General features: G+C 67.6%; 22 protein-coding genes and 6 pseudogenes. 12 read left to right on the top strand and 16 right to left on the bottom strand.

Annotated elements, in window-relative coordinates; genetic code table 11:
• Positions 1–133 precede the first annotated feature (133 nt).
• Complete coding sequence (locus ACFU6I_RS39920) at positions 134–262, top strand: hypothetical protein (RefSeq protein WP_384376730.1); 129 nt, start codon at positions 134–136, stop codon at positions 260–262.
• A gap of 258 nt (positions 263–520) precedes the next feature.
• Here ACFU6I_RS39920 and ACFU6I_RS39915 read toward each other — a convergent pair whose 3' ends face one another.
• The 5 genes and pseudogenes from ACFU6I_RS39915 to ACFU6I_RS39895 form a co-directional block, all read right to left on the bottom strand.
• Positions 521–1,261 carry a phosphatidate cytidylyltransferase gene (locus ACFU6I_RS39915; RefSeq protein WP_384376733.1) on the bottom strand — a complete coding sequence of 247 codons (741 nt, stop codon included), beginning with the start codon at positions 1,259–1,261 and terminating at the stop codon, positions 521–523.
• Positions 1,262–1,317: 56 nt separating this feature from the next.
• Positions 1,318–3,081, bottom strand: coding sequence for an aminotransferase class I/II-fold pyridoxal phosphate-dependent enzyme (locus ACFU6I_RS39910; RefSeq protein ID WP_384376727.1), 1,764 nt, complete (start codon positions 3,079–3,081; stop codon positions 1,318–1,320).
• A 289-nt stretch (positions 3,082–3,370) separates the two neighbouring features.
• Positions 3,371–3,619 (bottom strand): annotated as a pseudogene (locus ACFU6I_RS39905) (DDE-type integrase/transposase/recombinase); the annotation flags it as partial.
• A 149-nt stretch (positions 3,620–3,768) separates the two neighbouring features.
• Complete coding sequence (locus tag ACFU6I_RS39900) at positions 3,769–4,473, bottom strand: pyridoxamine 5'-phosphate oxidase family protein (protein WP_384376724.1); 705 nt, start codon at positions 4,471–4,473, stop codon at positions 3,769–3,771.
• A 202-nt stretch (positions 4,474–4,675) separates the two neighbouring features.
• The gene (locus ACFU6I_RS39895; RefSeq protein WP_384376721.1) at positions 4,676–4,981 is read right to left on the bottom strand and encodes a hypothetical protein; all 306 of its coding nucleotides are present in this window, start codon (positions 4,979–4,981) and stop codon (positions 4,676–4,678) included.
• A 50-nt stretch (positions 4,982–5,031) separates the two neighbouring features.
• Here ACFU6I_RS39895 and ACFU6I_RS39890 point away from each other — a divergent pair, with 50 nt between their 5' ends.
• From ACFU6I_RS39890 to ACFU6I_RS39880, 3 genes and pseudogenes are all read left to right on the top strand, one after another.
• On the top strand, positions 5,032–5,904 hold the full coding sequence (locus ACFU6I_RS39890; protein ID WP_384376718.1) for an ATP-binding cassette domain-containing protein: 873 nt from the start codon (positions 5,032–5,034) through the stop codon (positions 5,902–5,904).
• The gene (locus ACFU6I_RS39885; RefSeq protein ID WP_384376715.1) at positions 5,901–6,560 is read left to right on the top strand and encodes a hypothetical protein; all 660 of its coding nucleotides are present in this window, start codon (positions 5,901–5,903) and stop codon (positions 6,558–6,560) included. Before ACFU6I_RS39890 ends, ACFU6I_RS39885 begins: the two co-directional genes overlap by 4 nt.
• A 90-nt stretch (positions 6,561–6,650) precedes the next feature.
• Positions 6,651–7,094: pseudogene (locus ACFU6I_RS39880) on the top strand (IS200/IS605 family accessory protein TnpB-related protein); the annotation flags it as partial.
• A gap of 29 nt (positions 7,095–7,123) precedes the next feature.
• Here ACFU6I_RS39880 and ACFU6I_RS39875 read toward each other — a convergent pair.
• Positions 7,124–7,504, bottom strand: coding sequence for a VOC family protein (locus ACFU6I_RS39875; protein ID WP_384376712.1), 381 nt, complete (start codon positions 7,502–7,504; stop codon positions 7,124–7,126).
• 168 nt (positions 7,505–7,672) lie between these two features.
• Between ACFU6I_RS39875 and ACFU6I_RS39870 the strand changes: the two genes are divergently transcribed.
• Both ACFU6I_RS39870 and ACFU6I_RS39865 read left to right on the top strand, forming a co-directional pair.
• Entirely contained in the window at positions 7,673–8,092 is a 420-nt protein-coding gene (locus ACFU6I_RS39870; RefSeq protein ID WP_384376710.1) for a hypothetical protein, read from the top strand.
• 63 nt (positions 8,093–8,155) lie between these two features.
• The gene (locus ACFU6I_RS39865; RefSeq protein ID WP_384376707.1) at positions 8,156–8,647 is read left to right on the top strand and encodes a hypothetical protein; all 492 of its coding nucleotides are present in this window, start codon (positions 8,156–8,158) and stop codon (positions 8,645–8,647) included.
• Between the two features lie 12 nt (positions 8,648–8,659).
• Here ACFU6I_RS39865 and ACFU6I_RS39860 read toward each other — a convergent pair.
• Both ACFU6I_RS39860 and ACFU6I_RS39855 read right to left on the bottom strand, forming a co-directional pair.
• Positions 8,660–9,294: pseudogene (locus tag ACFU6I_RS39860) on the bottom strand (transposase).
• Positions 9,182–9,709: an SMI1/KNR4 family protein gene (locus ACFU6I_RS39855; RefSeq protein ID WP_384376704.1), complete on the bottom strand. Its 528-nt coding sequence runs from the start codon at positions 9,707–9,709 to the stop codon at positions 9,182–9,184. Before ACFU6I_RS39855 ends, ACFU6I_RS39860 begins: the two are co-directional and overlap by 113 nt.
• Before the next feature lie 2,295 nt (positions 9,710–12,004).
• Here ACFU6I_RS39855 and ACFU6I_RS39850 point away from each other — a divergent pair.
• Entirely contained in the window at positions 12,005–12,922 is a 918-nt protein-coding gene (locus ACFU6I_RS39850; RefSeq protein WP_384376701.1) for an NADP-dependent oxidoreductase, read from the top strand.
• Between the two features lie 160 nt (positions 12,923–13,082).
• On the opposite strand, the gene ACFU6I_RS39845 is transcribed toward ACFU6I_RS39850, so the two are convergent.
• Entirely contained in the window at positions 13,083–13,895 is an 813-nt protein-coding gene (locus ACFU6I_RS39845) for a leucine-rich repeat domain-containing protein (protein ID WP_384376698.1), read from the bottom strand.
• Positions 13,896–13,998: 103 nt separating this feature from the next.
• Between ACFU6I_RS39845 and ACFU6I_RS39840 the strand changes: the two genes are divergently transcribed.
• A complete protein-coding gene (locus ACFU6I_RS39840) occupies positions 13,999–14,475 on the top strand; it encodes a helicase associated domain-containing protein (RefSeq protein WP_384376695.1) in 477 nt (158 codons plus the stop codon).
• A 231-nt stretch (positions 14,476–14,706) separates the two neighbouring features.
• On the opposite strand, the gene ACFU6I_RS39835 is transcribed toward ACFU6I_RS39840, so the two are convergent.
• The 5 genes from ACFU6I_RS39835 to ACFU6I_RS39815 form a co-directional block, all read right to left on the bottom strand.
• Positions 14,707–15,147 carry a hypothetical protein gene (locus ACFU6I_RS39835; RefSeq protein ID WP_384376692.1) on the bottom strand — a complete coding sequence of 147 codons (441 nt, stop codon included), beginning with the start codon at positions 15,145–15,147 and terminating at the stop codon, positions 14,707–14,709.
• A 109-nt stretch (positions 15,148–15,256) separates the two neighbouring features.
• The gene (locus tag ACFU6I_RS39830) at positions 15,257–16,045 is read right to left on the bottom strand and encodes a replication-relaxation family protein (protein ID WP_384376689.1); all 789 of its coding nucleotides are present in this window, start codon (positions 16,043–16,045) and stop codon (positions 15,257–15,259) included.
• Between the two features lie 418 nt (positions 16,046–16,463).
• The gene (locus ACFU6I_RS39825) at positions 16,464–16,688 is read right to left on the bottom strand and encodes a hypothetical protein (protein WP_384376687.1); all 225 of its coding nucleotides are present in this window, start codon (positions 16,686–16,688) and stop codon (positions 16,464–16,466) included.
• 284 nt (positions 16,689–16,972) lie between these two features.
• Complete coding sequence (locus tag ACFU6I_RS39820) at positions 16,973–17,494, bottom strand: hypothetical protein (RefSeq protein WP_384376685.1); 522 nt, start codon at positions 17,492–17,494, stop codon at positions 16,973–16,975.
• A 424-nt stretch (positions 17,495–17,918) separates the two neighbouring features.
• Complete coding sequence (locus ACFU6I_RS39815; protein ID WP_384376682.1) at positions 17,919–19,445, bottom strand: MFS transporter; 1,527 nt, start codon at positions 19,443–19,445, stop codon at positions 17,919–17,921.
• A gap of 165 nt (positions 19,446–19,610) precedes the next feature.
• Here ACFU6I_RS39815 and ACFU6I_RS39810 point away from each other — a divergent pair.
• Positions 19,611–19,781: pseudogene (locus tag ACFU6I_RS39810) on the top strand (ISAs1 family transposase); the annotation flags it as partial.
• Between the two features lie 253 nt (positions 19,782–20,034).
• Here the strand turns inward: ACFU6I_RS39810 and ACFU6I_RS39805 are convergent.
• Together ACFU6I_RS39805 and ACFU6I_RS39800 are read right to left on the bottom strand one after the other, a co-directional pair.
• Positions 20,035–20,147, bottom strand: a pseudogene (locus ACFU6I_RS39805) (IS5/IS1182 family transposase); the annotation flags it as partial.
• 42 nt (positions 20,148–20,189) lie between these two features.
• Positions 20,190–20,594 (bottom strand): annotated as a pseudogene (locus ACFU6I_RS39800) (transposase); the annotation flags it as partial.
• Positions 20,595–20,710: 116 nt separating this feature from the next.
• On the opposite strand from ACFU6I_RS39800, the gene ACFU6I_RS39795 reads away from it, so the two are divergent.
• From ACFU6I_RS39795 to ACFU6I_RS39785, 3 genes are all read left to right on the top strand, one after another.
• Positions 20,711–23,896 (top strand): family 78 glycoside hydrolase catalytic domain, encoded by a 3,186-nt coding sequence (locus ACFU6I_RS39795; RefSeq protein WP_384376679.1) that lies wholly within the window; start codon positions 20,711–20,713, stop codon positions 23,894–23,896.
• A 91-nt stretch (positions 23,897–23,987) separates the two neighbouring features.
• The gene (locus ACFU6I_RS39790) at positions 23,988–24,146 is read left to right on the top strand and encodes a hypothetical protein (protein ID WP_327249111.1); all 159 of its coding nucleotides are present in this window, start codon (positions 23,988–23,990) and stop codon (positions 24,144–24,146) included.
• A 742-nt stretch (positions 24,147–24,888) separates the two neighbouring features.
• Positions 24,889–25,278 (top strand): hypothetical protein, encoded by a 390-nt coding sequence (locus tag ACFU6I_RS39785; protein ID WP_384376675.1) that lies wholly within the window; start codon positions 24,889–24,891, stop codon positions 25,276–25,278.
• Positions 25,279–25,761: the final 483 nt, after the last annotated feature.

The following is a 25,761-nucleotide window of genomic DNA, read 5'->3' as shown; positions in this document are numbered from 1 at the left end:
CGAGGTCCTCGCGAAGGTCAGGCTCGTCGCGACCAACGTGAAGAAACTCGTCAATAACAACTCGAACTGACATGGACAGGATCACGAGACACTAGGCGTCGACGTTGGCGTTCCGGGACACGAAGGTCACGACGTGATCAACATCCAAGGGATGTACCCCATCCATGAGGTGGAGCGTCAGTTCATCAACGAGCACGGGCTTGAAGCCTTCTGGAAGAGCGATTGGGAGCCCACTGACGTGCTGCGTCGCCCCGCAATCTGATCTGGGGAGGGCGCGGCACCCTTCATCGGCATGACCCAGATCTCCACTGACAACACCGAGATGTCCAGCGATGGGAACAGCAGACTTTCCGGTCGTACCTCGTCCACAGCTCGAACTGTCAGCCAGAGCCGCCGGAGCGCTGATCAGTTTCGGGCAACCTGACGAAGGACATCATGAGGTCATCGATCACTCAGAGTGCATGCTCCATAGAAGTTGAGCCAAAGCCGCTTGCCGCGTATGAAGCCGCCGCCCCGTGGCTCACTCCAGCACCAACAGCACCGCCAGAGCGACGAGGAGGGAGTCGATCCGGTCGAGGATGCCGCCGGAGCCGGGCAGCCACCGGCCGGCGTCCTTGGCGCGGGCGCCCCGCTTGACCATCGACTCCAGCAGGTCCCCGAGCGGGCCGCCGACCGCCACGGCCACCGCCGTCTGCCACGTCAAGGAGGACAGCACGGCCAGCGTGAGGAGACCGGCCGCGGCCCCGGCCAGGGTGCCGCTCCACCGCTTGGCGGGCGACAGCGGGGAGAGCCGGGGGCCGCCGAGACGGCGACCCGCCGCGTACGCGACGATGTCGGCGATCGACACGGCCACGAACAGGACGAGGCCGAGGGCGCCGGACGATACGAGGCCGGCCAGGGTGCCCAGCCACACGAGCCCCAGCAGGCCCGCCCCCAGGCGGCGGAGCCCGTGCTCCACGTCGCCCGAGAGCAACGGCACCCCGGCAATCGCAAGCGCCCCGGCCGCCGCCACCCGGAGCACCTCCCCGGGGGCCAGCCAGGCGGTGAGGACGAGTCCGACGAGCGCCGCGGCCAGCACCGCCCGGTCCACCGGACCCAGCCGGAGCAGCCCGCCGAACTCCGCCACCGCGACCACACCGACCACGGCCGCGAGCACCGCGATCCCCGGTGGACCGAGCCAGAACGCGGCGGTCACCAGGGGCACTCCAAGCGCCCACACGCACCAACGGACCATCAGTTCACGGCGCCGGGTCGCCGCCACCGCGACGCCTCCGACCGCCAGTGCCCCGCCGAGGTACGGCACGAGACCCGCGACCGTCACCGGGAGACCCGTTCCGGCGCGCCCGACACCACTGCAGCCGGCGTGCGCAGCGCGTCCAGGGCGCTCTGGCACGCCGCCACGATCCGCGCGTTCTCCGCCGTGTCGCGGACGGCGATCCGGACGGTCCGCCCCTCGTACGCCGGGGACATCGGCGACAGGTCACGCAGGAAGACGTCGTGCCGCCGGCACTCGCGCACCAGCCTCGCCGCGCTCGGTCCGTCCGGCGGCAGGGTCACCGTGAGGAAGTTCGCCACCCCCTCGTCGACCGAGGAGAACCCGTCCAACTCCTCGAGGCCGTACGCCAGTCCCCGGCGCAGCACATGGGTGCGGGCCCAGCGCTCCGAGTAGTAAGCGGGGTCGCGCAGCGCCGTCACGGCAGCCAGCTGGGCCGGCAGGCTCACGGGCCACGGCGGCGTCCAGCGCCGCAGCTCCCCGGCCGTCTCCGGGCAGGCCACCAGGTACGCGGCCCGCATCCCCGACAGCGCGTACATCTTCGACAGCGAGGTGCAGACCACGACCCGGGCGTCGACCGAGGCGAGCCCGGCAAGCGAGTCCGCCGGATCGGCATACCCCAGGTACGCCTCGTCGATCCACCACCGGGTCCGCACGGGCGAGGCCTCGATCACCGCGCGCAGCGCGTCGGCCGGGGCGTGGCGGCCGGTCGGGTTGTTCGGGTTGACCACGACCACGAGGTCGTACCGTCCGTCGCCGGTCGCGGTGGCGAGCCGGGCCGGGTCCAGCAGCCAGCCGTCCTCCCGGCGCAGCTGAAGCCGGTCGACCCGGCAGCCGATCACCCGCTCGGTGACGTGGGCGTACTCGCCGTAGCCCGGATCGAGCAGGAGCACCCGGCTCCCCGGCGTCAGCCACCGGCCGAACGCGCGGAAGATCAGATCGGACGAGCCCGCCCCGACGACCAGCGACTCCACCGGCAGCCTGCGGACCCCGGCGATCTCCGCGAGCAGTCCCTCCGCGCCCGTCGGCGGCGAGGTCCGGGCCGCCCACCCCGGATCCTCCGAGAGGACCGCGCGGACCCCTGGGGACGGCGGGAACCAGGCGTCCAGCACATCCGCCGCGACCACCTCGTGACGGCGAGTCAGGGTCCGGAAGCCGGTGCCGATCGCCGAGAAGAACGCCCCGCCGTGCTCACAGCCGTCCGCACGCGGCGCGAAGGGCACGTCGAGCCGCCAGTCGAGGCCCGTCCGCAGCCGCTCCAGGATCCGGCCGTGGCGCTCCGCGACCGTCCTCGTCAGCTCGGCCACGGAACCGCTGAGGACCTCGAACGAGACCGCGCCCGAGCGGACCGTGCGCCCCACTGGCCGCAGCCCGGCGGCGAGGTACATGTCGAGCAGCTCCGTGCGTCCCATCGCCACCAGCCGGCGGCCGCCCCGCGCAGCGACCCAGCGCAGCGCCGCGTACATGAGCAGTGGCGCCGCCGCGGTGGACCGCCAGTGCTCCTCGACGGTCAGGACGCGGATCTCGAACGGCGCCTCCTCGGTCAGGACCGGCAGCTCCTCGCGCGTCAGGTACTTGTCGAGGGAGTAGCGGCCGACCCATGGCGGGGTGAGGCTGACGAAGCCGATCCGCGTCTCGCCGCGCGCGGCCACGAGATAGACGTTGTCGCCGTCGAGTCCGTCACTCAGCCTTCCCGACGGATCCACCGGATGCTGGCCGAGCTCCTCCGCGTACACGCGGTGGCTCAGTTCGTGGATCCAGTCGTGATCCCGAGGCGTGGCAGTGCGCAGCTGCAGCGCGTGGTCCATGCGTATGTCCCCCTGAGACGGTCCGGCGTTCGCGCCCCAGCATGGAGGAGCCCGGCAGACGGCACCTGAGTACGCGTACTCAGCCGGACAGCGGAGGAGTTGGAAGCGGTCCAGGCCAGGGCCGAGTCCATGGGCAGGTGCCGAACCACCGGCGCTGGCCGTGCCCCGGCACAGATGTTCGGCCACGCTGGCTTCCAACTCCTCCGGAAGTGAGTCCTGTTGTCGTGACGGACAGTGATGGCGTCACAGAAGTTGTGCCGGAGCCACTACTCGTGAATAAAGCCAGCTGGTGGGAGTTCTCGGCCCGGTTGTTCAGCCTCTTGTGGGCGCGGTGCTCGACCGAGCTCATCAACGCACGGTGGGCGACCTGGTAGCTCTTCAGGTTGTGCTTCTTCAAGAGCTTGGCCAGGAACCGCTTGGCGGCCTTCGCGTCCCGCCGGGACTGGACCAGGACGTCCAGCACGTTCCCGTACTGGTCGACGGCCCGCCACAGGTAATGCCGCTCGCCGTGGATCTTGACGAATACCTCGTCGAGATGCCCCTGCTGCTCATCGAACCGAACGGTCATCGACACTGCGTCCGGGTGCCGCGTCCGGCTCTCCGAAGAGGGTGCACTCCACGAGCGACTGCGCCATGAAGGCATCCCTGGCCTCGCGCGGTATGGTCTCCCACTCCTCGGAGAGCGGATCAGCGTGAAGTGCGACGGCTGACGAGGGGGACGGCTTGAGTGGCGAGATGGACGATGTGGGGCGGTACGGGGACATGTTCCGAGAGCGCCGGGTCCGGTTCCGGTTCACCCCATTCCGTACGCATGGGGAGAACGCCCGCCCATAGGCCCAGTTCGGCGTCGGGTCCGTCGCCGTCGTCCGGCGGGCCGGTGCGCACCTTGACGGAGGCCTCGTCAAGAGGGAGTGCCAGCAGTGCGGTCGCCGCGAGTTCCTTGCGGTTGGGGAGGCGCGCGTAGCCCCACTGGCCCGCGGCGACCTGCTCGGTGAGGCAGCGCAAGCCGTAGAGCTTCTCCTCGGGGTCGGTCACGGCTCGCGGTATGCCGTAGATCATCGCGCTGCGGTAGTTGACCCCGTGCTCGAACACCGAGCGCGCCAGGACGAGGCCGTCGACGTGCGTGACGGTCAGGCACACCGACGCGTTCGGCGCGGCGCGTAGGCTCCGGCTTGCTACCGAGCCATGAAAATAGACCGTGCTCTCATCCGTTCCGTACACGGTCGGGACCACCATCGGGGCGCCGTCGACGACCACGCCGAGATGGCACAGGAACCCCGTGTCCAGGATGGCCTCGAGATCCGCCCGGCTCCGGCTGCCCTGCTCCCGCAGGCGTCGATGGCGGGTGCGCTCCGTGACGGGCAGGAGGGTGCCTAGTGTCTCCTCAGTCATGCTGGCAGACGCTATCGATGTTGGCGATTTCAAGCCACTGATCTGACGATATTCGTTGGCAGTGACGTGTTTCATAACGGATACTGTTGCCCGCGTGAGGCCTGGCGTCGATCCCCTGGCCCCGGCCGGAGGTTGAGGAACGCGCGAAGCCTTCGCACGGGCCCGTACTCCTGTTCGCAGGACGCCACCGGCTGCTCGCTGTTCACCTGGGCCAAGCGGGCAGGTGGTCGTGGACCGGATGCCCAGGACCGAGGATGCAGCCTTCGAAGGACCGGCGCCCACCAGGGACGTCGACAACCCGGTCGATCTCCATGGCCAGGCGGATGATCCTGCCCCCATTGACGACCGCAAATCGCTCTCGTTCGACACGCGACCCGTGCATCACCCGGACTCCGCGGGCGACCTCGTATAGCCGCTGGTAGGACAGCCCGTTGCTCCAGCCGATCTGGGAGCGCTGGAGCGGATCGCTGTTCAGGCCAAGCGGACGGGCACCGTAATCTGCGAGCATCAGGGGGTGTTGTACCGGATGAAGGAGATCAGTTGTTACGTCTTCAAGCCGTGAGCAAGCGCTATGGCCGTGGCGATTGGATCCTGAAAGACGTGGACGTGGAGGCCTCGGCCGGTGAGGTCGTGGCATTCGCAGGCGGGAACGGATCGGGGAAGTCGACGCTACTGCGGATCGCGGTGGGCCTGTCCCGGCCAACCCGCGGCACGGTGGCCGCCCGGCCGCCCGTTGTCGGGTACGTCCCGGACCGGTTCTCCCCCAACGAACGCATGTCGGCCGCGGCGTACCTGACGCACATGGGCCGCGTCCGCGGGCTGACCACCTCGGTCGCCTCGGCTCGGGCCGGCCAGCTGCTGGACCGACTCGCCCTGGTGGGCGGCAAGCACGCCCCCCTGCGGAGCCTGTCGAAGGGCAACGCTCAGAAGGTCGCGCTGGCTCAGGCCCTCCTGGTGGAACCCGGGCTGCTCGTCCTGGACGAGCCGTGGTCCGGGCTGGACGCCGACGCCCACGGCGTGCTCGCCGAGATCATGACCGAGGTCGCGTCCTCCGGCGGCACCGTCGCGTTCACCGACCACCGTGAGTCGGTCACCCGGGCCCGCGCCACCCGGACCTACACGGTCAGCAAGGGCCGCGTGTCGTTGCGGCGACCGGAGCCGTGGGCCACCGAGCAGCGACCCGCGTCCGACGTCGTCCTGACCGCGGGCGGGGACGGCCGCGTACCGCAGGACCTCGCCTGGGAACAACTGGACGGTGTGCTGACGGTGAGCCGGGACGTCACGGGCGTCAGGATGCGCGTGGGACGCGAGTCCACCGACGCTCTGCTGTTCACCGCGCTCCAGCACGGCTGGTCCGTCGAGCGCGTCACCGGCACGACCACGGACCACCACCGGCCGCCGAACGCCGCGACGAACGGAGACATGCGGTGATCGCGCTCATCCGCTACACCTTGGCCACCGTGCTGCACACGCAGCGCTACCTCGCCCCGCTGCTCCTGTTCATGGGCCTCATGGGCGTGCTCACCGTCAACGGCAGCGGCCCGCTGCCCCCCGCCTACGCCTCCTCCGCCGGCGCGCTGTTCGTGTGCTCGACCTGGCTGACCATCGCTCTGATGAGCCTGGACGACCCGCCGCAGCGGGCGATCGTCGTCATCACCGCGGGCGGCCGGTCGCTCACGGTCCTGGTCGCGGCGATCGGCACGGCCCTGCTGAGCTGTCTCGTCCTGATGGTCTTCGGACTGTCCTTCCCCTTGTGGATGGGCGACTACGTGGTCACCACGACTGACCTCCTCCTGGGCCTCGAGGCGCAGCTCACCTGTGCCCTCGTCGGCATCGCCATCGGCGTGCTGTGCTCGCGGCTGGTCTTCAAACGGCAGGGGTACGCGCTGGTCGCCGCCCTCGCGCTGGTGATAGGAGCCCTCTTCGCCAAGGGCATGCCCCCGGTCAACCGCCTGTTCACCCTGATGGCCACGACCCCCGATGCGGCGAAACTGCTCGCCCCCACCGGCGTCATGCTGGCGATCTCCGCGGTGATCCTTGCCGTGTTCACCGCCGCCACGCAGTTCGTCGCCGGGCGCAGGGAATAGACCGCCGGGCCTCCGCTCCGGACCGCAGCCCAACCGGGCGGTGCTCACGGTGGTGGGTGGCTTGGGGACAGCGGGCCGAGTCGTACATGTCTCAAGGCCCGCTGTGCGGATGGCCACGATCACAGTGCTCAGACGTGGGTCACGCGTAAGCGGGAGCTGACGGTGCTGTCGTCGTCGCGGATCGCGGGTGCGATCACCAAGGCCACGCACGATCAGTGGGCGCTCGCGCGCCGTTGCCAGGCCGCGCACGTCCAGAATCTGGCAGCCGGGATCAGGACGCTGCGCCACTGCCTGTCCCTCCCGATCGGGGAGAAGGGCACCAAGCGCGCGGCGGGTGGCTACCGGTCGAAGAGTGAGTGGTTCCGCAAGTCCCGCCGCCTCGCGGCACTGGAGGCGCGGCATGCCGCCGTTGTCGCCGACCGGCAGGCCGGACGCGTGCGGGTGGTGCCGGGCGGCAGACGTCTCCTGAACACCCGCCACCACCTCGCCCAGGCCGGGCTCACCGAAGGAGGTGAGTCGAGACGAAGGGAAAGCAGCGCGCTGGCCATGCCGAGCTCGAGCAGTCAGCGTCTGACCAGGCAGAAGGGATGCCCAGCCGGATCGGTGAGGACCCGCGCCTTGGCCTCATTATGAGGTTGGTGATCCGGCTTGCCCGCGCCCAGCTCCAGCAGTTGGGTCTCGGCCTCGTCCAGGTCGTCCTCGATCTCAATGTTGAAGCAGATGTGAAGCTGCTGGGGAACGGTTTGGTCGGGCCAGCTCGGAGCCCGGTATTCGTCGACCCGCTGAAAGCCGATGAAAAGTCCGTCCTCGCGGTTGAGCCCGGCGAAGTCGGCGTTCGACTTCGGATGCAGTTCGAGGCCGGTGGCCTGCTGATAGAACGCCGCAAGAGCCAGCGGATCAGGACAATCGAGTGTTATCGCACCCAACTTCATCTGCAGAGGCATGGCATCTCCGGGCCGATCGGTGGATCTTCTCGCTGCACACCCTAGAGGTGCTCTACGGCTCGCCGACCTGCAGGCCGTGAGAGACCACAATGGTTCTTCTCGAGGAACCAAATACATTCCTTCTCAACGCAACAACCTCTCCTGGATCGCGGAGACACACCACTCGACATGGTTCCGCCGGAACGAGACACGACCTGCGCGGAACACAGTGTCTGCGGAAACAAGCAAGGGATTGAGGAGATCGTCGCCAAGCCGGCCGCTACCAGCTACCGGGCAGGGCGCCGCAAGTGGGTGAAGGTCAGGCACACGGACACGGTCGACGCCCTGGTGGTCGGGTTCATGGGGCCGAGGCTCCGGCCGCACCACCTGGCCCTCGCGGTGGGGGACGAGGGCGGTCCGATCCGGTTGTCGGCCCGGCTGGAACCCGTTCTCGCGGCACGTATGGGGTCTGCCCTGACCAGTTCGACCGTGGCGGGAGACCGCCGGGCGCAGAGGGAGACGTACACGCGGGTGGAGACCGACAGGGTCGTGGAGGTGCTGGCCGGGTCGGGCCGACACGGGACCCGCACCGTGGTCCGGCTGCGGTGAGTGCCTGTTTCCGATCTCGGACCCAGTGAGAGGCGGGGCTCACCTGGTGTTTAAGGTGCGGGCATGGCTGTCCCTGAGATCATCCCTATCGCCCACGAGCCGGACTCTCGAACGAGCACCATCGGCCGGTTCAGCGGCGGCCAGTTTCTGGCTTCGATCACCTATGCATTCCCAGATGGGTTCGCGATGGGGGACGGCTGGGAGAAGCAGAAACGGCTCTTCGTCGTGCTGCACAAGTTCGACCACGGCGGGCACCACCAGGCGTCCGACATCTGGTGCGCCGGTACTTGGTCAGAGCAGATGAAGCGTCCCCATGACGAGAGTTCCGTGGTTGCCCGCGCGGAAGTCCGGCTGGCCTCCGTCCTCGCCGGCCTCCCAGAGCGTGAGTACTGCGACATCGCGATCCAGCCGTTCCAGCTCACCGTTGATGGTGTGGTCTTCGGCCTCATCACGGAGTGCCATGCCGAGGACGAGGACGGCGAGGACGACTGGGCTGAGCTCTACCCGGATCGGTTGGGCTTCTCGGCTCCGTGGAACGGCGAGTACGACACCTGACGGGCCGAGCGGTCAGCTGAGTCGGGAGGTCAGGCGCCTTGTCATCAAGGTGATGGCTGCCCAGGTGATGAGGGCTTCGCTGTGCTGGACGAGCCGCTCGTAGTCGCGGGCATGGCGGCGTGCGTGCATGAGCCATGCCAGTGTGCGTTCGACGACCCATCTGTGGGGCAGGACGACGAACCCAGAGGTGCTCTTGGGCCGGCTGACAGTCTTGACCGCTAACCGAAGGTAGGTTTTCGCCCAATCGAGGAGCTGGCCGGCGTAGGCGGAGTCGGCCCAGACGATGGTGATCTCGGGGTGCATGAGCCGGAGGCGGAAGAGGACTTCCTTGGCGGCGTCGCGGTCAGTCATGTCGGCGGGGTGACCAGGAACAGCAGCGGGAGCCCCCGGGTGTCCACCACGAGGTGTCGCTTCCTCCCGTTGATCTTTTTCGCGGAGTCATAACCGCGAGAGTCCTTGCCGACGGTCTCGGCGGCCTTGACGCTCTGGAGTCGATCACGGTGGCGACAGCGCGAGGACCCTTCACCGGTGAGGTCAATCGGGTGCGCCTTCGCTCCGCTCACTCTGGAACTCCCGGGCCGAGGTGAGTCCCTTGATGAAGGAGTGGAAGTCCGGCGCGAGGACCAGTTCCGAGTTGTCGTCCGCATCGAACCAGGCAACGGACGGTTCCCCGTGTCGGCCGCAGGTCCGGTAGTCGAGCCCGATCCAGTAGTGCCCGTCACCCGAGACCAGCACCACTGCCGTGGGCAGGCCCCATTCTTCCACCAGGTACGGGCTGTCGAGCATGGACAGTGTCCGCTCGCGGTGACCGATGCCCATCACGCTGTCGAACGGAACGTGGTCGGCACTCCATGAGGTCGGCCGGCTTGTGGGGAAGGCATTCCGGCTGTCGCTGACCTGGCCACCGTTCTGATTGCGGAGCAGGCCCAACAGTGAGTCGGGGAGAGTGACGTTCAACAGCCGCTCGGCCTCCCCGACCGCCCGGCCGGTCAGAGGCGACTGCACTCCGTAGTCGCTACCGGTGTCCCAGAACGGGGGCTGAAGATCCTCAAAGCATGCCATGACCAGCATCGTAGAAGCCGGGCTCGACAGTTCACCGTCCCGCCTCGCCAACACCCGAGCCCGAGCCGAGGACCCCGCCGAGAACCGCTGACTCTGCGGCTGAATGGCGGCCCTCGAACTCGGTGGATCGGAACAGGGACGCGCCGCCTGTGATCTGCGAGCTCTACCCTCGTCCACATCGTTACGGCGGTCAGGGGGACTTGATGAGGCAGAGCTTCGTAGAGTACGTGCGAGCCTGGAGCGCACGGCGAAAGATCTTGATCTACCTGATCGCACAGTCGATCCTGCTCGGTCTGGTCGTCACAACCGTCCGCGCTTGGAACGTCGACGTCCGGCTTGATCGCGGCCCTTGCACCACCAACGGGTTGCTTGAATGAAAGCCCGTCAGAATCCCGGACTCACCGAAAGTCAGGTTGACCATGTTCTCCCCTCTAGTTGACACCCCTGACTCACGCGGCCGCACGAAGGGCCGAGGCCCGGTCGCGGCGCTGATAGTCACGGCGTTGGCATCGGTCCCCCTCGTGGCAGGCTGCGGCACGCAGGCGACCTCCGCGCCGACCATTAGCTCGTCCGCCCATGCTGGTTCATCGGGTCCCGTCGACTCCATTGACAAGGAGCGGACGTCCAACGCCGCCCGAGAAGCGTCGACGAGCCCCCAGCCGTCCTCGACCAATGCTGTCAACCAGAACCTTCAGGAAGTAATCGCTTCAAAGGGGGATGCCAAGATCTATACCCCCGTCCGCACCAGCGCGGGATTCACCGTGCCTGTGGAGATCGTTAATACCGGCACGGACCGGGCATTTTACGAGGTCCAAATTCGCGTACAGGGTTCGGGGGGCTTCAGCGCGACAGCGCGCGTCAGTACCGATGTCGTCGGCGTCTACCCAGGTGGTTCATGGCCCGTTGAACTCGCAGTCGCCGACCCTGGCAAGCCAGTGCCTCAGCACCCGCGAGTGACCATCACGCACATATCGAGGCAAGAGTTCAAATAGCAGGAAGAGTCTGGTCGGCGCCGGGCGTGCCTGTCGCTGTGGTAAGGGACTTGCGGTTGGTGCGCGCGTCGAAGGCGTAACTGCGGCGCGCGCAGACCGTCTCGGTGGTGTCCTCGACGGTGGTGAGGCGGCCCGGCCGAGTTGGTGATGCTTGTCAAGACCGCGTGTAGAAGCTGCTATCAGCCTTGACACCAACATGCGCGAACAGCAGCGGTCAGCGCTGAACCTCAGCAGACAAGTAAGCCAAGCACGGCGTTGGTTGGCCGACGCCGAAGAGTTGCCGTGATCGACCTGATATGGATGAGACCAGACCTCAAGACCAGAAGAACTTGTCGATGCGTGATCCAACACCAAGTTCCTGCTGCAGTGTTGACTTTCCGGGCGAAGGTGATCACCATACGCTTGTAACAAGCATCATCCTGCGATGACACAGGGCCATCATGGCAGTTGAACCACGACACGTTGTGCGTCGACTGGGCGTGCGTCTGCGCGACTACCTCCTCGCCGTGCTGATCGGCGCTGGGTGGGTGGTCATAGGTCACTGGTGGGTGGCTGAACCGTGGTCAGCGGGCATAGAGACCATGCTCTTCTCACTTGCGGCATGCGTGCTCTACAGCGAGATCCGCGCCTGGCGACTCCGGCGCATCCACCATATGCCCGATTGAGCAGAAATCAACGGGCAGCAGTGAGTGTCTAAGCCTCGATCCACTGACGTGCTCTGAAGATGCTCTCTTGATCGTTGTGTGAACTGGTTTCGATCGGTGGTCATTGAGACGAGGTGAAGGCCATCGCCGCGGAAGCCGAGCGGCATGGGACGGAACCACTGGTCGCGGCCACCGCCACCGCACAGCCGACAGTGAGCCGGCAAGCGGTGAGTGCGGCTTCGTTGCGCGGTGCGGTCACGGCGGGATCACCGAAAGTCGGGACCGTCGGCCGGACCGGCGGCTTCCGAAGCGGCAGGAGCAACCGGCCTCACGCCGTGCGATCAAGCCGAGGAGCAGTGACCATGCCAGTGTGCACACGCGACTTGAACAGTATCGACCGGAACTGGATGACTGTTGCCCCCTCCAACCCAAACGAACAACGCGATCACCGACTCTTCCGCGATGGGCGGAGCAGATGCGGCAGTGGTCCACCTGTGCCGGGGAAGCGGTGAGCCGGTTCGAAGCGGCGCTTGACAACGATGTCTTCGCTCCACACCCGTGCCGATCAGCGTGGTAGGACGCCGAGGTCTGACACCACTAACGCTCATGAACCGTAGGCGCCGTGCGGGCGAGGAGGACTGATACAGAGAGGTGTCCAAATGAAAGCGATCGTGGTGACGGACCAGTCCGCAGGAACAGCCGGGATGACGCTGACGGAGCGGCCCGAGCCGGAGCCGGCGATAAACGATGTCGTCGTTCAGATTCATGCGTCGGGATTCGTCCCGACCGAGATGGCGTGGCCCTCGACCTGGACCGATCGCCTCGACCGCGACCGAACACCGTCGATCCCCGGACATGAGCTGGCCGGAGTGGTCACCGCCCTCGGCTACGGCACGACGGGTCTCTCGGTGGGACAGCGCGTGCTCGGCCTCACCGACTGGCATCGCGACGGCACCCTCGCCGAGTACGCGGCCGTCGAGGCACGCAACCTCGCGCCGCTGCCGGGCGACGTCGACTTCACCGTGGGCGCGAGCCTGCCGATCTCAGGCCTCACCGCGTGGCAGGGACTGTTCCAGCACGGCCACCTCCAGGCGGGGCAGAGCGTCCTCGCGCACGGCGCGGCCGGCGCAGTCGGGACGATGGTGACGCAGCTCGCACGAGAGGCCGGCGCCTATGTGATCGGCACCGGACGTGCCGCTGACCGTCAGAAGGCACTCGACTTCGGCGCAATGGAGTTCGTCGACCTCGACAACGACACCCTGGAAGACGTCGGCGAAGTCGACCTGGTCTTCGACGTCATCGGCGGCGACATCCAGAAGCGATCCGCAGGCCTGATCCGGGCGGGAGGAACACTGGTAACCGTCGTTGGGCCGCCTGAGGCGCGGCCCGCCCACGGCCTGGCCATCGACTTCGTTGTCGAGTCCGATCGTGCCCAACTGGGTGAGATCGTCCAGCGGGTGCGGGACGGACGACTGCGCACGAACATCGGCAACGTCGCGACCCTCGACGATGCCGTCGCCGCCCTCAACCCGACCGAGCGACGCCAAGGGAAGACGATCATCCGCGTTCGTCCGTGAGGACTCGGACGGCAGGCCCGCCGAACGAGGGCGGCGCCTGTCCACGGTGACGTAATTCCCCATCGGCAGCGTCAACTTCCCCGCCCAAACATTCGGGCCTCAGGCGCTTGGCTGTGTTCGTTTCTCCGGGGAGCCGCGCGCGGGCGGTTCTTCGGCTGATTCAGTCCCAGCCCGACGCCGGCTGGTCGACTTGGCCGCCCTTGTGAGGTGACGGGATGTAATCACGAGCACCGATGGGCAGTGCGGCGACGCACACAGGCGAGCAGGCGTTGACCAACAGCGGCAAGATGTCTGTGGCCACGCGTAGTGAGATCCACACCTGATGGAGTCCGCCCTGTTCGATCGCGCGATCGCAGACACTGCAGCGATGCATGGCGGTCGCGCCCCAGCGCCGGGGATCCAGGCTTCCCAGATCAAGGTCCGCAACGGAGTCCGCGGAAGGCTGAAGCCGCGGGAAGGGCGGTCGCAGCTTGTAGTTGCCGAACAACGCGCGCGTGCTCACCGTGCTGCGGGTCAGCTTCCGGCATCGACTGATCTCGTAGGGGAACCAGTGCAGCCGGTAGGAAGTGTAGGGCGTGAACTCCTCCAGGCTGGTCATGGCCCCGATCTCCGGCGGAATGCGGACCAGGTTGCTGCCGTAGAGCACGAGATGCTTGACCGCCGTGAGCCTCGCGATGCTCGCCGGCAGGGTGATGACCTGCCGCCGCTCCTCCGGACTGAGCTCGATCAGGGGACGGAACTCTTCGCGCCCATCGTCTGCGGCCTGCTCGACCAGTTCCAGCAGGTGTCGCCAGCCCGGGGCGGAAGTGTCCTGCCGTTCAGTGTGGAACCCGACTCGGGCCCGCGGATGCGGCCTGGTCTGGTCGAAGCACGAGCACATGTCCACCCTGTAGGACCCGCTCCGTCCTGGGGCCGGATCTGATGTGTCGCCCCACCGATTCCCGTAGAGCCTCGGCTCCTCCTCGTCCGTCATGTCCCCAAGATACGGAGGTTGCCGTGGGCCGTCACAGTGATTGCGCGAGCGAAAGCACAGACACAACGACACCCGTCAGCGGCGGGCGTACCGGGCCGGAACCATGCCCAGCACCCGGGCCGACGAGCTGGAAGAGCTCGGCCTGGTCTGGGACACCGCCGACACACAGTTCGCCGAGAACCTCGCCGCCGCCCGCGCCTACTACACAGAAGCCGGCACTCTGGCCGCGCCCCGCCACGCCACCGCCCTCGACAAACCCGTCGGACAGTGGCTCACCAACCTCCGACGACCCGGTGGCCTCGGCAAGGAGCCAGAGCGCGCGGCGCGGCGTGGAGAGCAGCTGGTCGCGATCAACCGGACTGAAACCCGGGGGCGTTGGGGTGGACCGTCGACTGGCAACGCCACTCCGTGGGTTTGGCCGCCCTGCTGGAGGCCGGCAGTGCGCTGGAGGGCACGGTTCATTCTCATGTTGAGTCCCCTCCACCCCCGGGCACACCTCCCGGGCACCCAAACATCGCGACGGATTGTAAAGGCGTGCGGGGCTCTGTGGCCGGGCGGGGATACTGTAGAGGCCTTTTGAGGCGATTGAAGCAGCGCTCGAAGGTGTTGAGGCGAAGCCCCCCGCTGGGGCGGGCCGGGAGCATCGGCCGGAAGATCAGGTCACTGACATGGTCGGTTGGGCATGCCAAGGCTCGGCCCAGCATCTCCAGCCAGCCGTGGACTTCCGCTTCGGAAACGTAGTCCGCATCCATGATCCGCTGCAGCAACGCAACAGCCTCTGCCCTGCTCATCCCCCTCGTACTCATCCCGTTTACAGGGCCCACCAGCAGTACAGGCGTCGACACGCAGAGCCGGCACGGCCTGCCAGTCCGGACAGCAGGGCCAACACCTCACGAGCGGTGTCGGCAGTGATCCCGTACGCCTGAACCTCGTCCGTCTCAGCCCATGCGTGGGCAGCTTCAGCCAGGCCATCATGCGCGGCGGACGCCAGGGCCTCCTGCAGGGTGTCGGACAGGCTGATGATGAACGCGCTCTCGTGATCGGGAGACGAGAGGAGCCGGCCGGCACGAGGAACCCGGGATGCCTCGTCATAGGTGCAGCCAGTGAGGATTGCTTCGAGGGAGGCCATCGTCACGACCGGATCGATCCCCTTGAGGGGAACCACGTCGAACTCTGAAGTGTCCGGTCCGCCAGGCTGATCGAGAACGCGGATGGCTGCATCGTCATCGGGGGCCGAGAAGTAGTCACACATAGGCATGCCACGACCCTTGCACCTGGCACTGACAACCATCGCACTGCCGGTGTCGGCGCACTCAAGCAACCTCGATTTCAAGCACAGGTTCTGACGACTGCGGCGGCTGTCAGCACCACAAGGTTGTCAGTCCAGCAGTCAGATTCCTTGGTGGCGAATTCCGCACCGCAGTCTGCGCAGACGAGGTTGGGGCCGTCCTGGCCGTGAAGTCCCACCAGCCGTCCCGCTCCGACGGTGTCGGGCGACCAGCCCAGGGGGATTCCCAGCGGGGCTGCCAGCAGGTGCGGGACAGGCAGCGGACGGTCTTGATGCGGTTCATCCGCGCCTGCGCGCCGACATCCTTCGTGAACACCAGGGCGACGGGCGGGAAGCCGCCGCGACCGGAGTCGTCCCACAGCGTTGGCCACAACGGGACGTCACGACCCCGGTCGTTCTTCACCTGGCGTTGGAAGAACCGGCGATAGCGGTCGATCTTCGCGGCGACGACCGCGGCCGGTTCGGTGTGGTTGTCGACCTCCACGAACAACACCGGCACCTGATCTTCGGGGGCGGTCAGGACCGCATCCGCGCGCAGGCTTCCCCTGGCCGGGGTCGTGAACGTCCCCGTGACCGGCAGCGCCACCTCGGTCTCCCAGCCCCGCAAGTGCCCCAGCCCCCGCGGGCGAACCGGGAGGACCCGCTGAGGGGCAGGTCGGGTGGTGCGGCGAGCAACGGGCTTCGTCGGCAGCGGCGGGGACCGACGGAACGCGTCGATCGTGTCCGTCACCACCAGAGCATGCGCGGCGCCGGCCTTCGCCGCGTCCCTCGCGGTGCCGCCCATCTCCTTCACCGGCCGCCCCAGCCCGGACGCGGCCGCCGCGAGCCCGGCCGCCGTCAGGTTCCACAAATCCCGCCGCACCGGCCGACCGTTCGCCCAGGACTGGACATGCGGCCGACCGACTCCCTAAGCCCGGCGTGCCGCAGGTCCTTGCACGCGTTACGCACCGTCTGTAGATCGGCCGTGCCCGGCAGCACCAACTGCCGCAACTGCTCCACCGTCGCGACCTTCACCACCCCCAGCGCCAAAAGCACCAGCCCCGCGCCCGCGTCGTCGAGTGCGGTGTCACCGGCGGCGTGTCCGTGGCGGTCTGTTGACGGACGCGGTGACTCGCACGCCTCAGGCCTGCTTGTATCGGGTGGAGCCAGACGGGGGTAGCGGAGTCCAGGAACGTGCTCTGCAGTGTCGCCTGCTCGTCGCAGCACAACAGCCCACTCCGCCCGCGTGAAATGGTGAGAGAGCGGCCCCGCCGGTGGCTGGGCCGTACCTCGCGTGGTTTTCAGGGTTGTCTGATCTGAGGAATGCCCAGGTCAGTGACCCGGGTCTTGCTCTGGGCCCGGGTCTGGTCCATCGCGGCCAGCTTCTTGCCGGCGGCTTGGAGACTGACCTGGAGCCCTTCTGCTTCACCGAGCCAGCCATTGAGCTTGGCCTCCTTGGTGCGGTCGGTGAGGCTGTGGATGATCTCGATCAGACGCTTCCGCTGGCCCAGTTCGATCCGCAGCATCGGGCAACGAACACAGGCGTGTTCGTGCTTGCAGGGAGTCCCGTATGGGCGCCCGCAGGTGCCCAACTCGACTTTGCGAAGCGCGAGATGCTGCCGGAACTCGCGCCATTCCTCATCGGTCGGGTTGCGGTACTCGGCCTCGGGCCGAAGGCTGCGTCGCTGTGCAAGGAAGGATCGATAGGAACGGATGAGGTCGTCCTGGAGAACGGCTAATGGTGCAGTCGGATATGGGAATTGCCTGAATACCCCCATCTCAAGCGCCGGTGGCGCTGATCGCAGCGGCGTCAGTCGTCAGCTGCGACGAGGAGAGTGAGTGTCGCTGCCGGGCGGTCGATGAGGACGAGTTCGTGGTAGTCGATGTGAATCGGGCCGTAGTCGTGGAACGCGTCCTCGGGGAGCTGTCCCAGCAGGTATCTGCGGGTTGCGTTGCGGATCGGGGTGGAGATCTCCTGACGCAGGCATGATGCGAGTGCTTCCGGGACGTCTCCATGCTGGTTGGCCCAGGAGTGGACGACATCGACCGCCGTCTCGGCATCGACGGTCTCATAGGCGTCAGGGGTGATGCGGTCAAGCCACCATTGGCCGTGCCGTGGCCAGTCTTGAACGCCGGCTCCGTCGTAGGTATCCCGAAACTGAGGATGTGCGATCAAGGCCGCCAGCACGTCTCGGTCGTCCAGCGCCTCGGACGATAGCTGGAAACGCTTGGCGTTGATCCAGCGGTAGCCGTGGGAGCCCTCGCCGAAGTCGAAGTCTCGGAAGTTGATGAAAGGGCTGTCCAGGTGGGCGAGGGCGGGGACGGGTTCCATGGTGGTCATCGTAGATCTTGACACTACTCAACCCCCGTCGGTTATGTGCGGCCTGACCAGTGTCCAGTCCTCCCGGTGACCCGGTTCGGGACCGGTATTTCCGCTCGGATGCACGGCTTGCGAGGTCGTGCGTCGGCTGACTTCGGCTGCGTAGGCGGCCCAATCCCCGGCGGCAGCTCGCTGCCACTTGACGGCGACTGGTGTCGATGCCGAGGGTGCGGGCGAGGACCGCAGCAGGTAGCTCGGCGGGAAGTTCGACGGGGACGGCGCCGAGGCGGATACGGACGGCTCCGTTGGTCTCCTCGATGTGGTCGACGGTGAGCCGGGAGATCGCTGCGAGCCACTGGGCATGGCCGACAGCTCGCTTGCCCAAGCGGTGCCAGGTGCGAGCACGGGGTCGCTGGATCGTCTGTCTGAGAGGGCGTCACCCCGTCGGCGTGCCAGGCGGGGACCCCGGCTTCTTCGCGTCGGCCCCGCGGCGCAGAGCGCTGTCCTGTGACGTGACCGTCGAAAGCGGCGCAGCGATCTGTTCCAGCGACTTCTGTTCTGCGACCACCGCGAAGAAGACGGCCACCAGGCCCGCGATCACCATCAGGGCCGCCCCCACACAGAATGCGAGAGCCGCGTCCCCGACAACTCCGCTCTGCGTCAGGCCCGCGAAGAGCAGGGGGCCGGAGATACCGCCGGCCGCCGTGCCGAGCGCGTAGAAGAAGGCGATCGCCATGGCCCGTGTCTCCATCGGGAAGATTTCACTGACCGTGAGGTAGGCCGAACTCGCACCCGCCGAAGCGAAGAAGAGGACGACGCACCAGCACAGCGTCATCGTGATGGCGTCGAGCCGTCCGGCATCGAACAGCCAGGCAGTAAGGAACAGCAGCACTCCGGAGAGGATGTAGGTCCCCGCGATCATCGGCCGGCGGCCCCAGGTGTCGAAGAGACGGCCCAGGAACAGTGGGCCCAAGAAGTTGCAGAACGCGATGGCGGCGAAGAAGTAGCCGGTTGTTCCGGTGGAGACGTCGAAGAACGTGACCAGGATCGAGCCGAAGCCGAAGGTGATCGCGTTGTAGAGGAACGCCTGTCCGACGAAGAGCGCGAAGCCAAGCATCGCACGCTGGGGATAGTCACGGAAGACGGTCTTCCCGATCTCGATGAAGCCGACGCTGCGTCGCTGTTCGACAGTAATCTCGCTCTCCGCCTCGGGGAGCGGGCGGCCCGTCTCCTCCTCGATCGCCCTTTCCGCTTCATCGACGACCTTCTCCGCTTCCTCGGACTGTCCGTGGATGAACATCCACCGCGGGCTTTCCGGCACATGACGGCGTACGAGAAGGACGGCCAGTCCCAGAACGACGCCGAGGGCGAACGTCAGCCGCCAGCCGACATCCTTGGGGAAGATGTCGGTATCGAGTGCGAGGACCGAGAGGAGAGCACCACCCATCGCACCCAGCCAGAAACTGCCATTGATGATCAGGTCGACGCGGCCCCGGAACCTGCTGGGGATCAGCTCGTCGATGGCGGAGTTGATGGCCGCGTACTCGCCGCCGATACCGAACCCGGTCAGGAAGCGGAAGAGGAAGAACCACCAGACGGAGAAGGAGATGGCGGTGAGCGCGGTCGCCGTGAGGTAGACGGTGAGAGTGATCAGGAAGAGCTTCTTACGGCCGTAACGGTCCGTGAGCCAGCCGAAGAAGAGAGCGCCGGAGCAGGCGCCCGCCACATAGAGCGCTGCCGCGACGCCCGTGACCTGGGCGCTAGTGATCGGCAGGCCGCTGCCGGCTTCCGAGAGACGGCCGGCAATGTTCCCGACGACGGTGACTTCCAGGCCGTCGAGGATCCAGACGGTGCCCAGGCCGATCACGATCATCCAGTGCCATCGCGACCACGGAAGGCGGTCCAGTCTCGCGGGGACCTTCGTCGTGACCGTTCCGGTGACTACTTCTCCGCCTCGGCTCATGGGACTGTGCCTCCTGAGAGGGTGGCCTGCGTCGCCGCCCTTGGCGCAGAGGCCGGGTAGCGAGGGTCCAAGCGGATAAACAGCATCATGAAGCGATGCCCTGCTGGGGAGGCGCGCCGGTTGACGTGGGCAGGGGTACACCCGACCAGGTCCTGTCCGAAAGACGCGGCCGAGATCGCCGCCTGGGCCCGCGGGCACTGAACCGTGGAAAACACCGTCCACTGGGTAGGTGATGTCGTCCTCGACGAAGACAAATCCCAGGTCAGGACCCGCAATACGCCCGCCGTGCTCGCCGCCATCCACGACCTGATCCGCAGCGCGCTCAAACCGGGTGGTGCGGGGGCGCAGTTGCCCATGCCCGTCCCGGAGGTCGTGCGGCGTCACACCGCCACGCGAGCTCTGGCGCCCGCGTCGGTCGTGGCGTCTGAGCACGTGTCGGGCCACCTCAGGGAGTTTTAGGACCAGTTGGCCCCTCGCACAAGCAGCAGCCCGTAGCCCTGGCCTTCGAGGCGCGGCTACGGGAACTCCTCCCCCTCCGCGCCACCGGCCGACCCGTCTACGCACTCCCTACGACGAACGAGGTCTTCACGCTCTGGGCATCCACCACGGCTGCCGACGGTTCAGGGGTGCGACCGTGGGCTTGGCGGGTCTTGTCCTGCAGCAGATCGTGGACCCGCCGGGTGCGGTGCCGTCCGCTTCCCACTTCGCGTAGCAGCCGTAGACAGTCTTGTGCGGCGGAAAGTCGTGCGGAAGGTACTCCCACGGGATGCCAGTGCGGTTGATGTAGAAGATCGCGTTCACGATCTCCAGCAGATCATGCACCCGAGCCGCCACACCGGGCCCGGTCCGCCCGGCTCGCCACGCGGTGAACACCGGCTCGATCAAAGCCCACCGGGCATCGGACACATCACTGCGACAGGGACGACGAGTACTCCCCCAGTGTGCAACGAGCCACTTTCGCCTGCAGTCACAAGACCAGCCCAGAACACCAACTACCCAGATCGAATGCCCTCTTAGTCCGGAAAAGGCTGGGGAACACCAAGGTGTCCAACCCCGACCTTCTTGTCCCGCTCCCCGCCGGCGGCGGCCTGGCGGCGAGTGTGGAACCTTCCGCGCGAAGGTCGCCCCGATCTTGTATGGTCCCCCCATACCCCAGCCCCACCCTCAAACACACGCACGCGGAATTGAAACGATTCATCACTCACTCGGCCCGGGAGCAGCGCGCCGCAGCGCCCGGGGAGTCGCAACCGTAAGGAGCACGCTTCATGGCTGAGACGTGGCACGAACCAACGGGACTGCCTCGCCGCCGCTTCCTCAAGTCGGCCGCCCTCACCGTCACCGGACTGACCGTCATAGGAGCCGGTGCCGGCCTCGGCGGCACCGCTACGGCTGCGTCAGCCGGCTCGACCGCCGTCGACGGCCTGTCAATGGGCGGCAGATCCGACTGGCCGCTGGGCGTCGACGACCGTACCCCGCTCCTCGCCTGGCGACTCGAGCGCGGTATGCAAAGCGCCTACCGGATCCGCGTCGCCAGCTCTCCCGGCCTGCTGCCCACCCCCGATCTGTGGGACAGCGGCTGGGTCGAGTCCAGCACCTCGTCCGGCGTCGTCTACGGCGGCAAGGCTCTCAAGTCGCGCCAGCGGGCCGCATGGCAGGTGCGGATACGGGACGCCGACGGCAGGGTCTCCGACTGGAGTTCCCCTTCCTCCTGGGAGGCCGGTCTGCTCGACCCGGAGGACTGGTCGCCGGCCCGGTGGATCGCGCACGCCTCCCGGAGCGACGCCGACCCCTTGCCCGTCTTCGCCCGGGCCTTCACGCTCGACGGCGACCGGCGCGTCGATCACGCGCGGCTCTACCTCGCCGGCCTCGGCATCTACGTAGCCACGGTGAACGGCCACCACATATCCGACGCGGTGCTCGAGCCGGGCAACACCAACCCCCAGCAGTCGGTCGAGGCCGGCACCTACGACGTCACCGCCCTCCTGGCCACCGGCCGGAACACCCTCGGAGTCCAGCTCGGCAACGGCGTCACCAACGTCGGCTCCATCACCAACGCCGCCGTGGGCCGGACGAGCGTGTACCGCAAGTACACCAGCACGATCGCGAAGCCGACGACGCTCGCGGCCCCGGCCGCCCCCGGCGACACGACCGTACGCGTAGCCAACGTGAGCGGCTTCGCCGTCGGCGCCACGCTCAACATCGACACCGGCGACGGCGGCGCCCGCCTCGAGAGCCGGGTCATCACCGCCGTCGGCACGGACATCGCCTTCGACAGGCCGCTGGCCGAGCAGCACGCCTCCGGCGCCACCGTCACCCGCTCCGGCACCCCCAACGCCACGATCACCGCGATCAGCCCCCGCCTCATCGCCCGCCTGGAGATCGTCTACACGGACGGCCACACCGATACATATGTAACCGACGAGAAGTGGCGTACGGCCCTCGGCCCCACTGTCACCGACAACTGGTACGCCGGCAGCGACTACGACGCCCGCCGCGAGCAGCCGGGATGGGATCGCCCGGGAGCGGATCTGACGGACAGCGCGAAGCGGCGCGACGGCTCGCCCACCGGCTGGGCCGCCGCCGGTATCGCCCCGCCGCCCAACCTCGCGACGAAGCTCACGTGGCGCCGCGCGCAGCCGGTGAGGATCGTGGATACCGTCTCCCCGGTCGCGATCACTGAACCCGTCCCCGGCACCTGGGTGTTCGACTTCGGACAGAACGCCGCCGCCCTGCCCGAGCTGCACGTCGACGGGTCGCTGCCGGCCGGCACCGTGGTCAGGATGCAGCCGGCCGAGTCGCTGAAGGCCGACGGCACCGTCGACTCGGCGAGCCTGGGGTCGGGCAAGGGCATCCTCGAGACGTACACCACCTTCGGCGCGGCGGACGGCGAGACGTGGCGCCCCCAGTTCGGATACCACGGTTTCCAGTACATCCAGGTCACAGGCCTCCCCTCCGGCTACCAGCCGGACACCGGCACCGTGACGGCACGCCACGTCCGCGCTTCGGCGCGGGTCTCCGGCGACGTGTCCACCTCCAGTGAGCGGGTCAACCGGTTGCACCGGATGAGCCGGTACTCGATCGCCAGCAACATGATGTCGATCTTCACGGACTGCCCCGGCCGGGAGAAGCTGGGCTGGCTGGCCGACATGCTCCACTCGATGCCCGCCATCGACCGCAACTTCGACATGTCGGCCTATCTGCCGCACATGGAGCGGGTGATGCGGGAGGCCCAGCTCGTCGACGGGCCGGATGCCGGGCTCGTACCCGAACACACGCCGGAGTTCCCGGTCTTCGACGGCCAGTGGGCGATGTACCGGAACGACATCAACTGGGGCAGCGCGGTGATCCTCGCGCCGTGGTGGCTGTGGCGGCACCACGGCGACACGGAGACCATGGCCGTGCACTACCAGTCCATGACCGAATATCACGACTACGTACGCACGACCCAGGCCGGCTCGGGAGCAGACGAACACCTGGTGAACGGCCCGCTCAAGGACTGGGTCGCCCACGACGAGAGCACCCCCGGGCTCCTGGTCGGGACGTACGCGTATTACCTCATGACCGACCGGCTCGCGCAGATGGCCGCCCACCTGCGCAAGGGCTCCGACGCCGGCCGCTACCGGGCGTTGGCCGGCGCGATCAAGGCCGCGTTCAACAACCGCTTCTTCAACGACGAACTCCGCACCTACACCAACGACGGCAACGCGGGCGCGGCAGGCACCCAGGCGGCGAACGCGCTCGCCCTGGAAGCCGACCTGGTGCCGCGCGGGCAGAAGCAGCACGTCCTGCGCGACCTGGTCAGCCGGATCCGCGACTACCACCCGAACGGCGGCGGCCCGCACGTCAGCGGCGGGACGATCTCGCTCGGCCCCACGTTCCGGGCGCTGAGCGCCGCCGACCGTGACGACGTCATCTGGGAGGTCCTGCACGAGGACACGCGCCCGGGGTATGGCTCCTTCCTGCTCCCGACCGTCTCCAATCCCAAGGGCATGACGACGGTCCCGGAGCATTGGTACGCGCCGGACAACAACTCCTCGCTGAACCACATGATCCTGCTCCAGATCGACGAGTGGTTCAGCGCGGGCCTGGCGGGCATCCAGCAGGCGCCGGACTCGATCGCTTACGAGCGCATAGTGGTGAAGCCGAAGCTGGTGGGGACGCCGGAACACCCACTGACCCACGTCGAGGGCTCTTACGAGGGGCCGCGCGGGCGGATCAGCAGCGCCTGGCGGATCTCCGGGCCGAACAGCGCGGACCTCGCACTCGACGTCACGATCCCGGCGAACACGGCAGCCGAGATCCACGTGCCGACCGTCCACCCGAGCAGGGTCCGGCTCGATGGCCGCCCCGTGTCGGCGTCAAAGGCGGCCGTATTCAAGGGCTTCGCGGACGGCTATGCCGTCTACTCCGTGGGCCTGGGCACATACGCACTCAGCTCGCGGCTGAGCTGACGACCGCTGCACCGCACCAGCAGGTGCCCCGACCGCGACCGCCGGTCGGGGCACCTGCCTCCGTGATCCCGACATTCACCCATCCCTCACCGTGATCAGCAACGGTCCGCCGGGCGTGGTGAAGCGCAGCAGCTTCGGCGGTGACAGCAGCCTGGCCGTGCCGGCCGGCACCCAGCCATGGGCGGCACCGAACCGCAGGAACTCCCCCACCACCGTCATGATCGCGTTCGCCGTACCCCGCGACCGGTAGCGGACAGACCCGGACCCTCACCTGGCCGGCCCGGGGCGGGAGACGAGTCTCGATCAGCCACTGCTGCAGGTCGGCCAGCCCCGGAGACCTGGGAGTCCTCCAGTCCAGCCGCCGCATCCGGCAGTAGTTCAAGTACAGCGCGACCCGCCCTGCATAAACGCTCGGTATTCGGCGAACATCCCCGCGCCCGCAACGCAGCCGGAAAGGCCACCGCCTCCCGCTGCAGATCAAACGAACAGGCATCAACCTGTCCCGCTCGAAAATACGATTACGGGCCCGGCCTGCAGCTTCTCCGTGTGACGCAACGGCCTCCACGGCGCCTGGTCTCCCGGAAGTGGACATTCACCGGGCGCCGCCACCCGGGACGGCCCCCGACTGCGCCCACCAGCACGTATCCGCCCCCGAGGCCCCACCGGAGCAGACGGACCCAGTTCGGCGCCACCCGCTCCAGGGGCTTCTCAGCCACCAGCTCCGCCCAGGTCGGCTGCGGCTGCTCCCGCGAGACGGCCAAGAGATCGGATCTGGCCGACTGGGGCGGGCCCCGACTGCCGCCCGAGAACCGGCTCGCCACAGCGGGGGGCGCAGAAATATTCCGACGCAATGGCTTTTCACCGCGTGGTGCACCTCACCGCCAGGCATGGTTCATCGTTCAACAAACTGCGGTTAGTGTCTTCAGTGCCTAGCGAGGCAAACACGCACTAACCCCCTATTGGGATCAAATGGTGAGGGGTGAGAGAACATCATGACAAGCAGAACTTTTCATCGGGCTGCCGTCGCGATCGCCTCGACCGCCATCGCGGCAGCCGGGCTTCTCGCTACCGGCGGCTCCGCCTCGGCGGCGACGCATCCGAGCAGCAGCCAGTCGGGCGCCACATCTGCCACCCGAATCGCTGAACACCACCACAGCGGGGACCGGCACAGCGCATTCGGCGGCTGGGCCGGTGACGGTCGTGGCTACTGGAACCGGGATCACGACAGAGGTCGCTACTGGATCCGGTACGACGACCGCGACGGTTACCGGGCGCAGATCGACGAAGGCCGTCGTCAATGGGTCCTCGACCAGATCCGCTGGGCCGATGGCCACGAACACACCTACTTGGGCCTGGAGCACCACGACCGGTCACACCGCTGAGGACCACGGTCGCCAGGCCGCTACGATCACGGCCGGCCGACGTGACAATACCGGCCGGACAGTTCCTAGCCGAGACGGACGAGCTCCTCGCGTCAGCCGTCCTGGAGAAGACCGGTCCAGTCGCCCGCTCGAAGATGATCGCCTCGGGGCGGGCCCCGCGCCCGCGGGCGGAGGCTGCCTCACTGCTCGACGAACTCGGCCGCACCGTCCGCACCCGCTTCCCCTATCCCGTCGCCTCCCGCCGGCGTGAAGCCGAAGCTCGGACCAGCACGCTGACCACACGCCTATCCGCGGGGCCTCCCAATCTCATTTCGCATTCTTCGACGGACGTTGACGCCCCCTTGGCCGTGCCCGTCGCCCAACGCCCAACACGACACAACGACGTCCACCGCACAGCGATGGAGTCGGGTATCGAGCAGTCGAGGAGAGGAACGTTCATGCGCGCTCGGAACATCGGCGCGGCCGCCGCAACAGCATTGGCGC

Origin of the sequence: Streptomyces sp. NPDC057486 (assembly GCF_042802415.1) — a bacterium.
Classification (GTDB): domain Bacteria; phylum Actinomycetota; class Actinomycetes; order Streptomycetales; family Streptomycetaceae; genus Streptomyces; species Streptomyces yanii.
This window is presented reverse-complemented; position numbering and strand designations above follow the sequence as displayed.

Bases quoted from the DNA above. Each gene is read 5' to 3' on its own strand.
- ACFU6I_RS39785 (WP_384376675.1), top strand. From the start codon at position 24,889: ATGACAAGCAGAACTTTTCATCGGGCTGCCGTCGCGATCGCCTCGACC.
- ACFU6I_RS39850 (WP_384376701.1), top strand. From the start codon at position 12,005: ATGAAAGCGATCGTGGTGACGGACCAGTCCGCAGGAACAGCCGGGATG.
- ACFU6I_RS39910 (WP_384376727.1), bottom strand. From the start codon at position 3,081: ATGGACCACGCGCTGCAGCTGCGCACTGCCACGCCTCGGGATCACGAC.
- ACFU6I_RS39845 (WP_384376698.1), bottom strand. From the start codon at position 13,895: ATGACGGACGAGGAGGAGCCGAGGCTCTACGGGAATCGGTGGGGCGAC.
- ACFU6I_RS39795 (WP_384376679.1), top strand. From the start codon at position 20,711: ATGGCTGAGACGTGGCACGAACCAACGGGACTGCCTCGCCGCCGCTTC.
- ACFU6I_RS39840 (WP_384376695.1), top strand. From the start codon at position 13,999: ATGCCCAGCACCCGGGCCGACGAGCTGGAAGAGCTCGGCCTGGTCTGG.
- ACFU6I_RS39820 (WP_384376685.1), bottom strand. From the start codon at position 17,494: ATGGAACCCGTCCCCGCCCTCGCCCACCTGGACAGCCCTTTCATCAAC.
- ACFU6I_RS39865 (WP_384376707.1), top strand. From the start codon at position 8,156: ATGGCTGTCCCTGAGATCATCCCTATCGCCCACGAGCCGGACTCTCGA.
- ACFU6I_RS39870 (WP_384376710.1), top strand. From the start codon at position 7,673: ATGGTTCCGCCGGAACGAGACACGACCTGCGCGGAACACAGTGTCTGC.
- ACFU6I_RS39835 (WP_384376692.1), bottom strand. From the start codon at position 15,147: ATGTGTGACTACTTCTCGGCCCCCGATGACGATGCAGCCATCCGCGTT.
- ACFU6I_RS39900 (WP_384376724.1), bottom strand. From the start codon at position 4,473: ATGACTGAGGAGACACTAGGCACCCTCCTGCCCGTCACGGAGCGCACC.
- ACFU6I_RS39815 (WP_384376682.1), bottom strand. From the start codon at position 19,445: ATGAGCCGAGGCGGAGAAGTAGTCACCGGAACGGTCACGACGAAGGTC.
- ACFU6I_RS39825 (WP_384376687.1), bottom strand. From the start codon at position 16,688: ATGCTGCGGATCGAACTGGGCCAGCGGAAGCGTCTGATCGAGATCATC.
- ACFU6I_RS39895 (WP_384376721.1), bottom strand. From the start codon at position 4,981: ATGCTCGCAGATTACGGTGCCCGTCCGCTTGGCCTGAACAGCGATCCG.
- ACFU6I_RS39875 (WP_384376712.1), bottom strand. From the start codon at position 7,504: ATGCCTCTGCAGATGAAGTTGGGTGCGATAACACTCGATTGTCCTGAT.
- ACFU6I_RS39855 (WP_384376704.1), bottom strand. From the start codon at position 9,709: ATGGCATGCTTTGAGGATCTTCAGCCCCCGTTCTGGGACACCGGTAGC.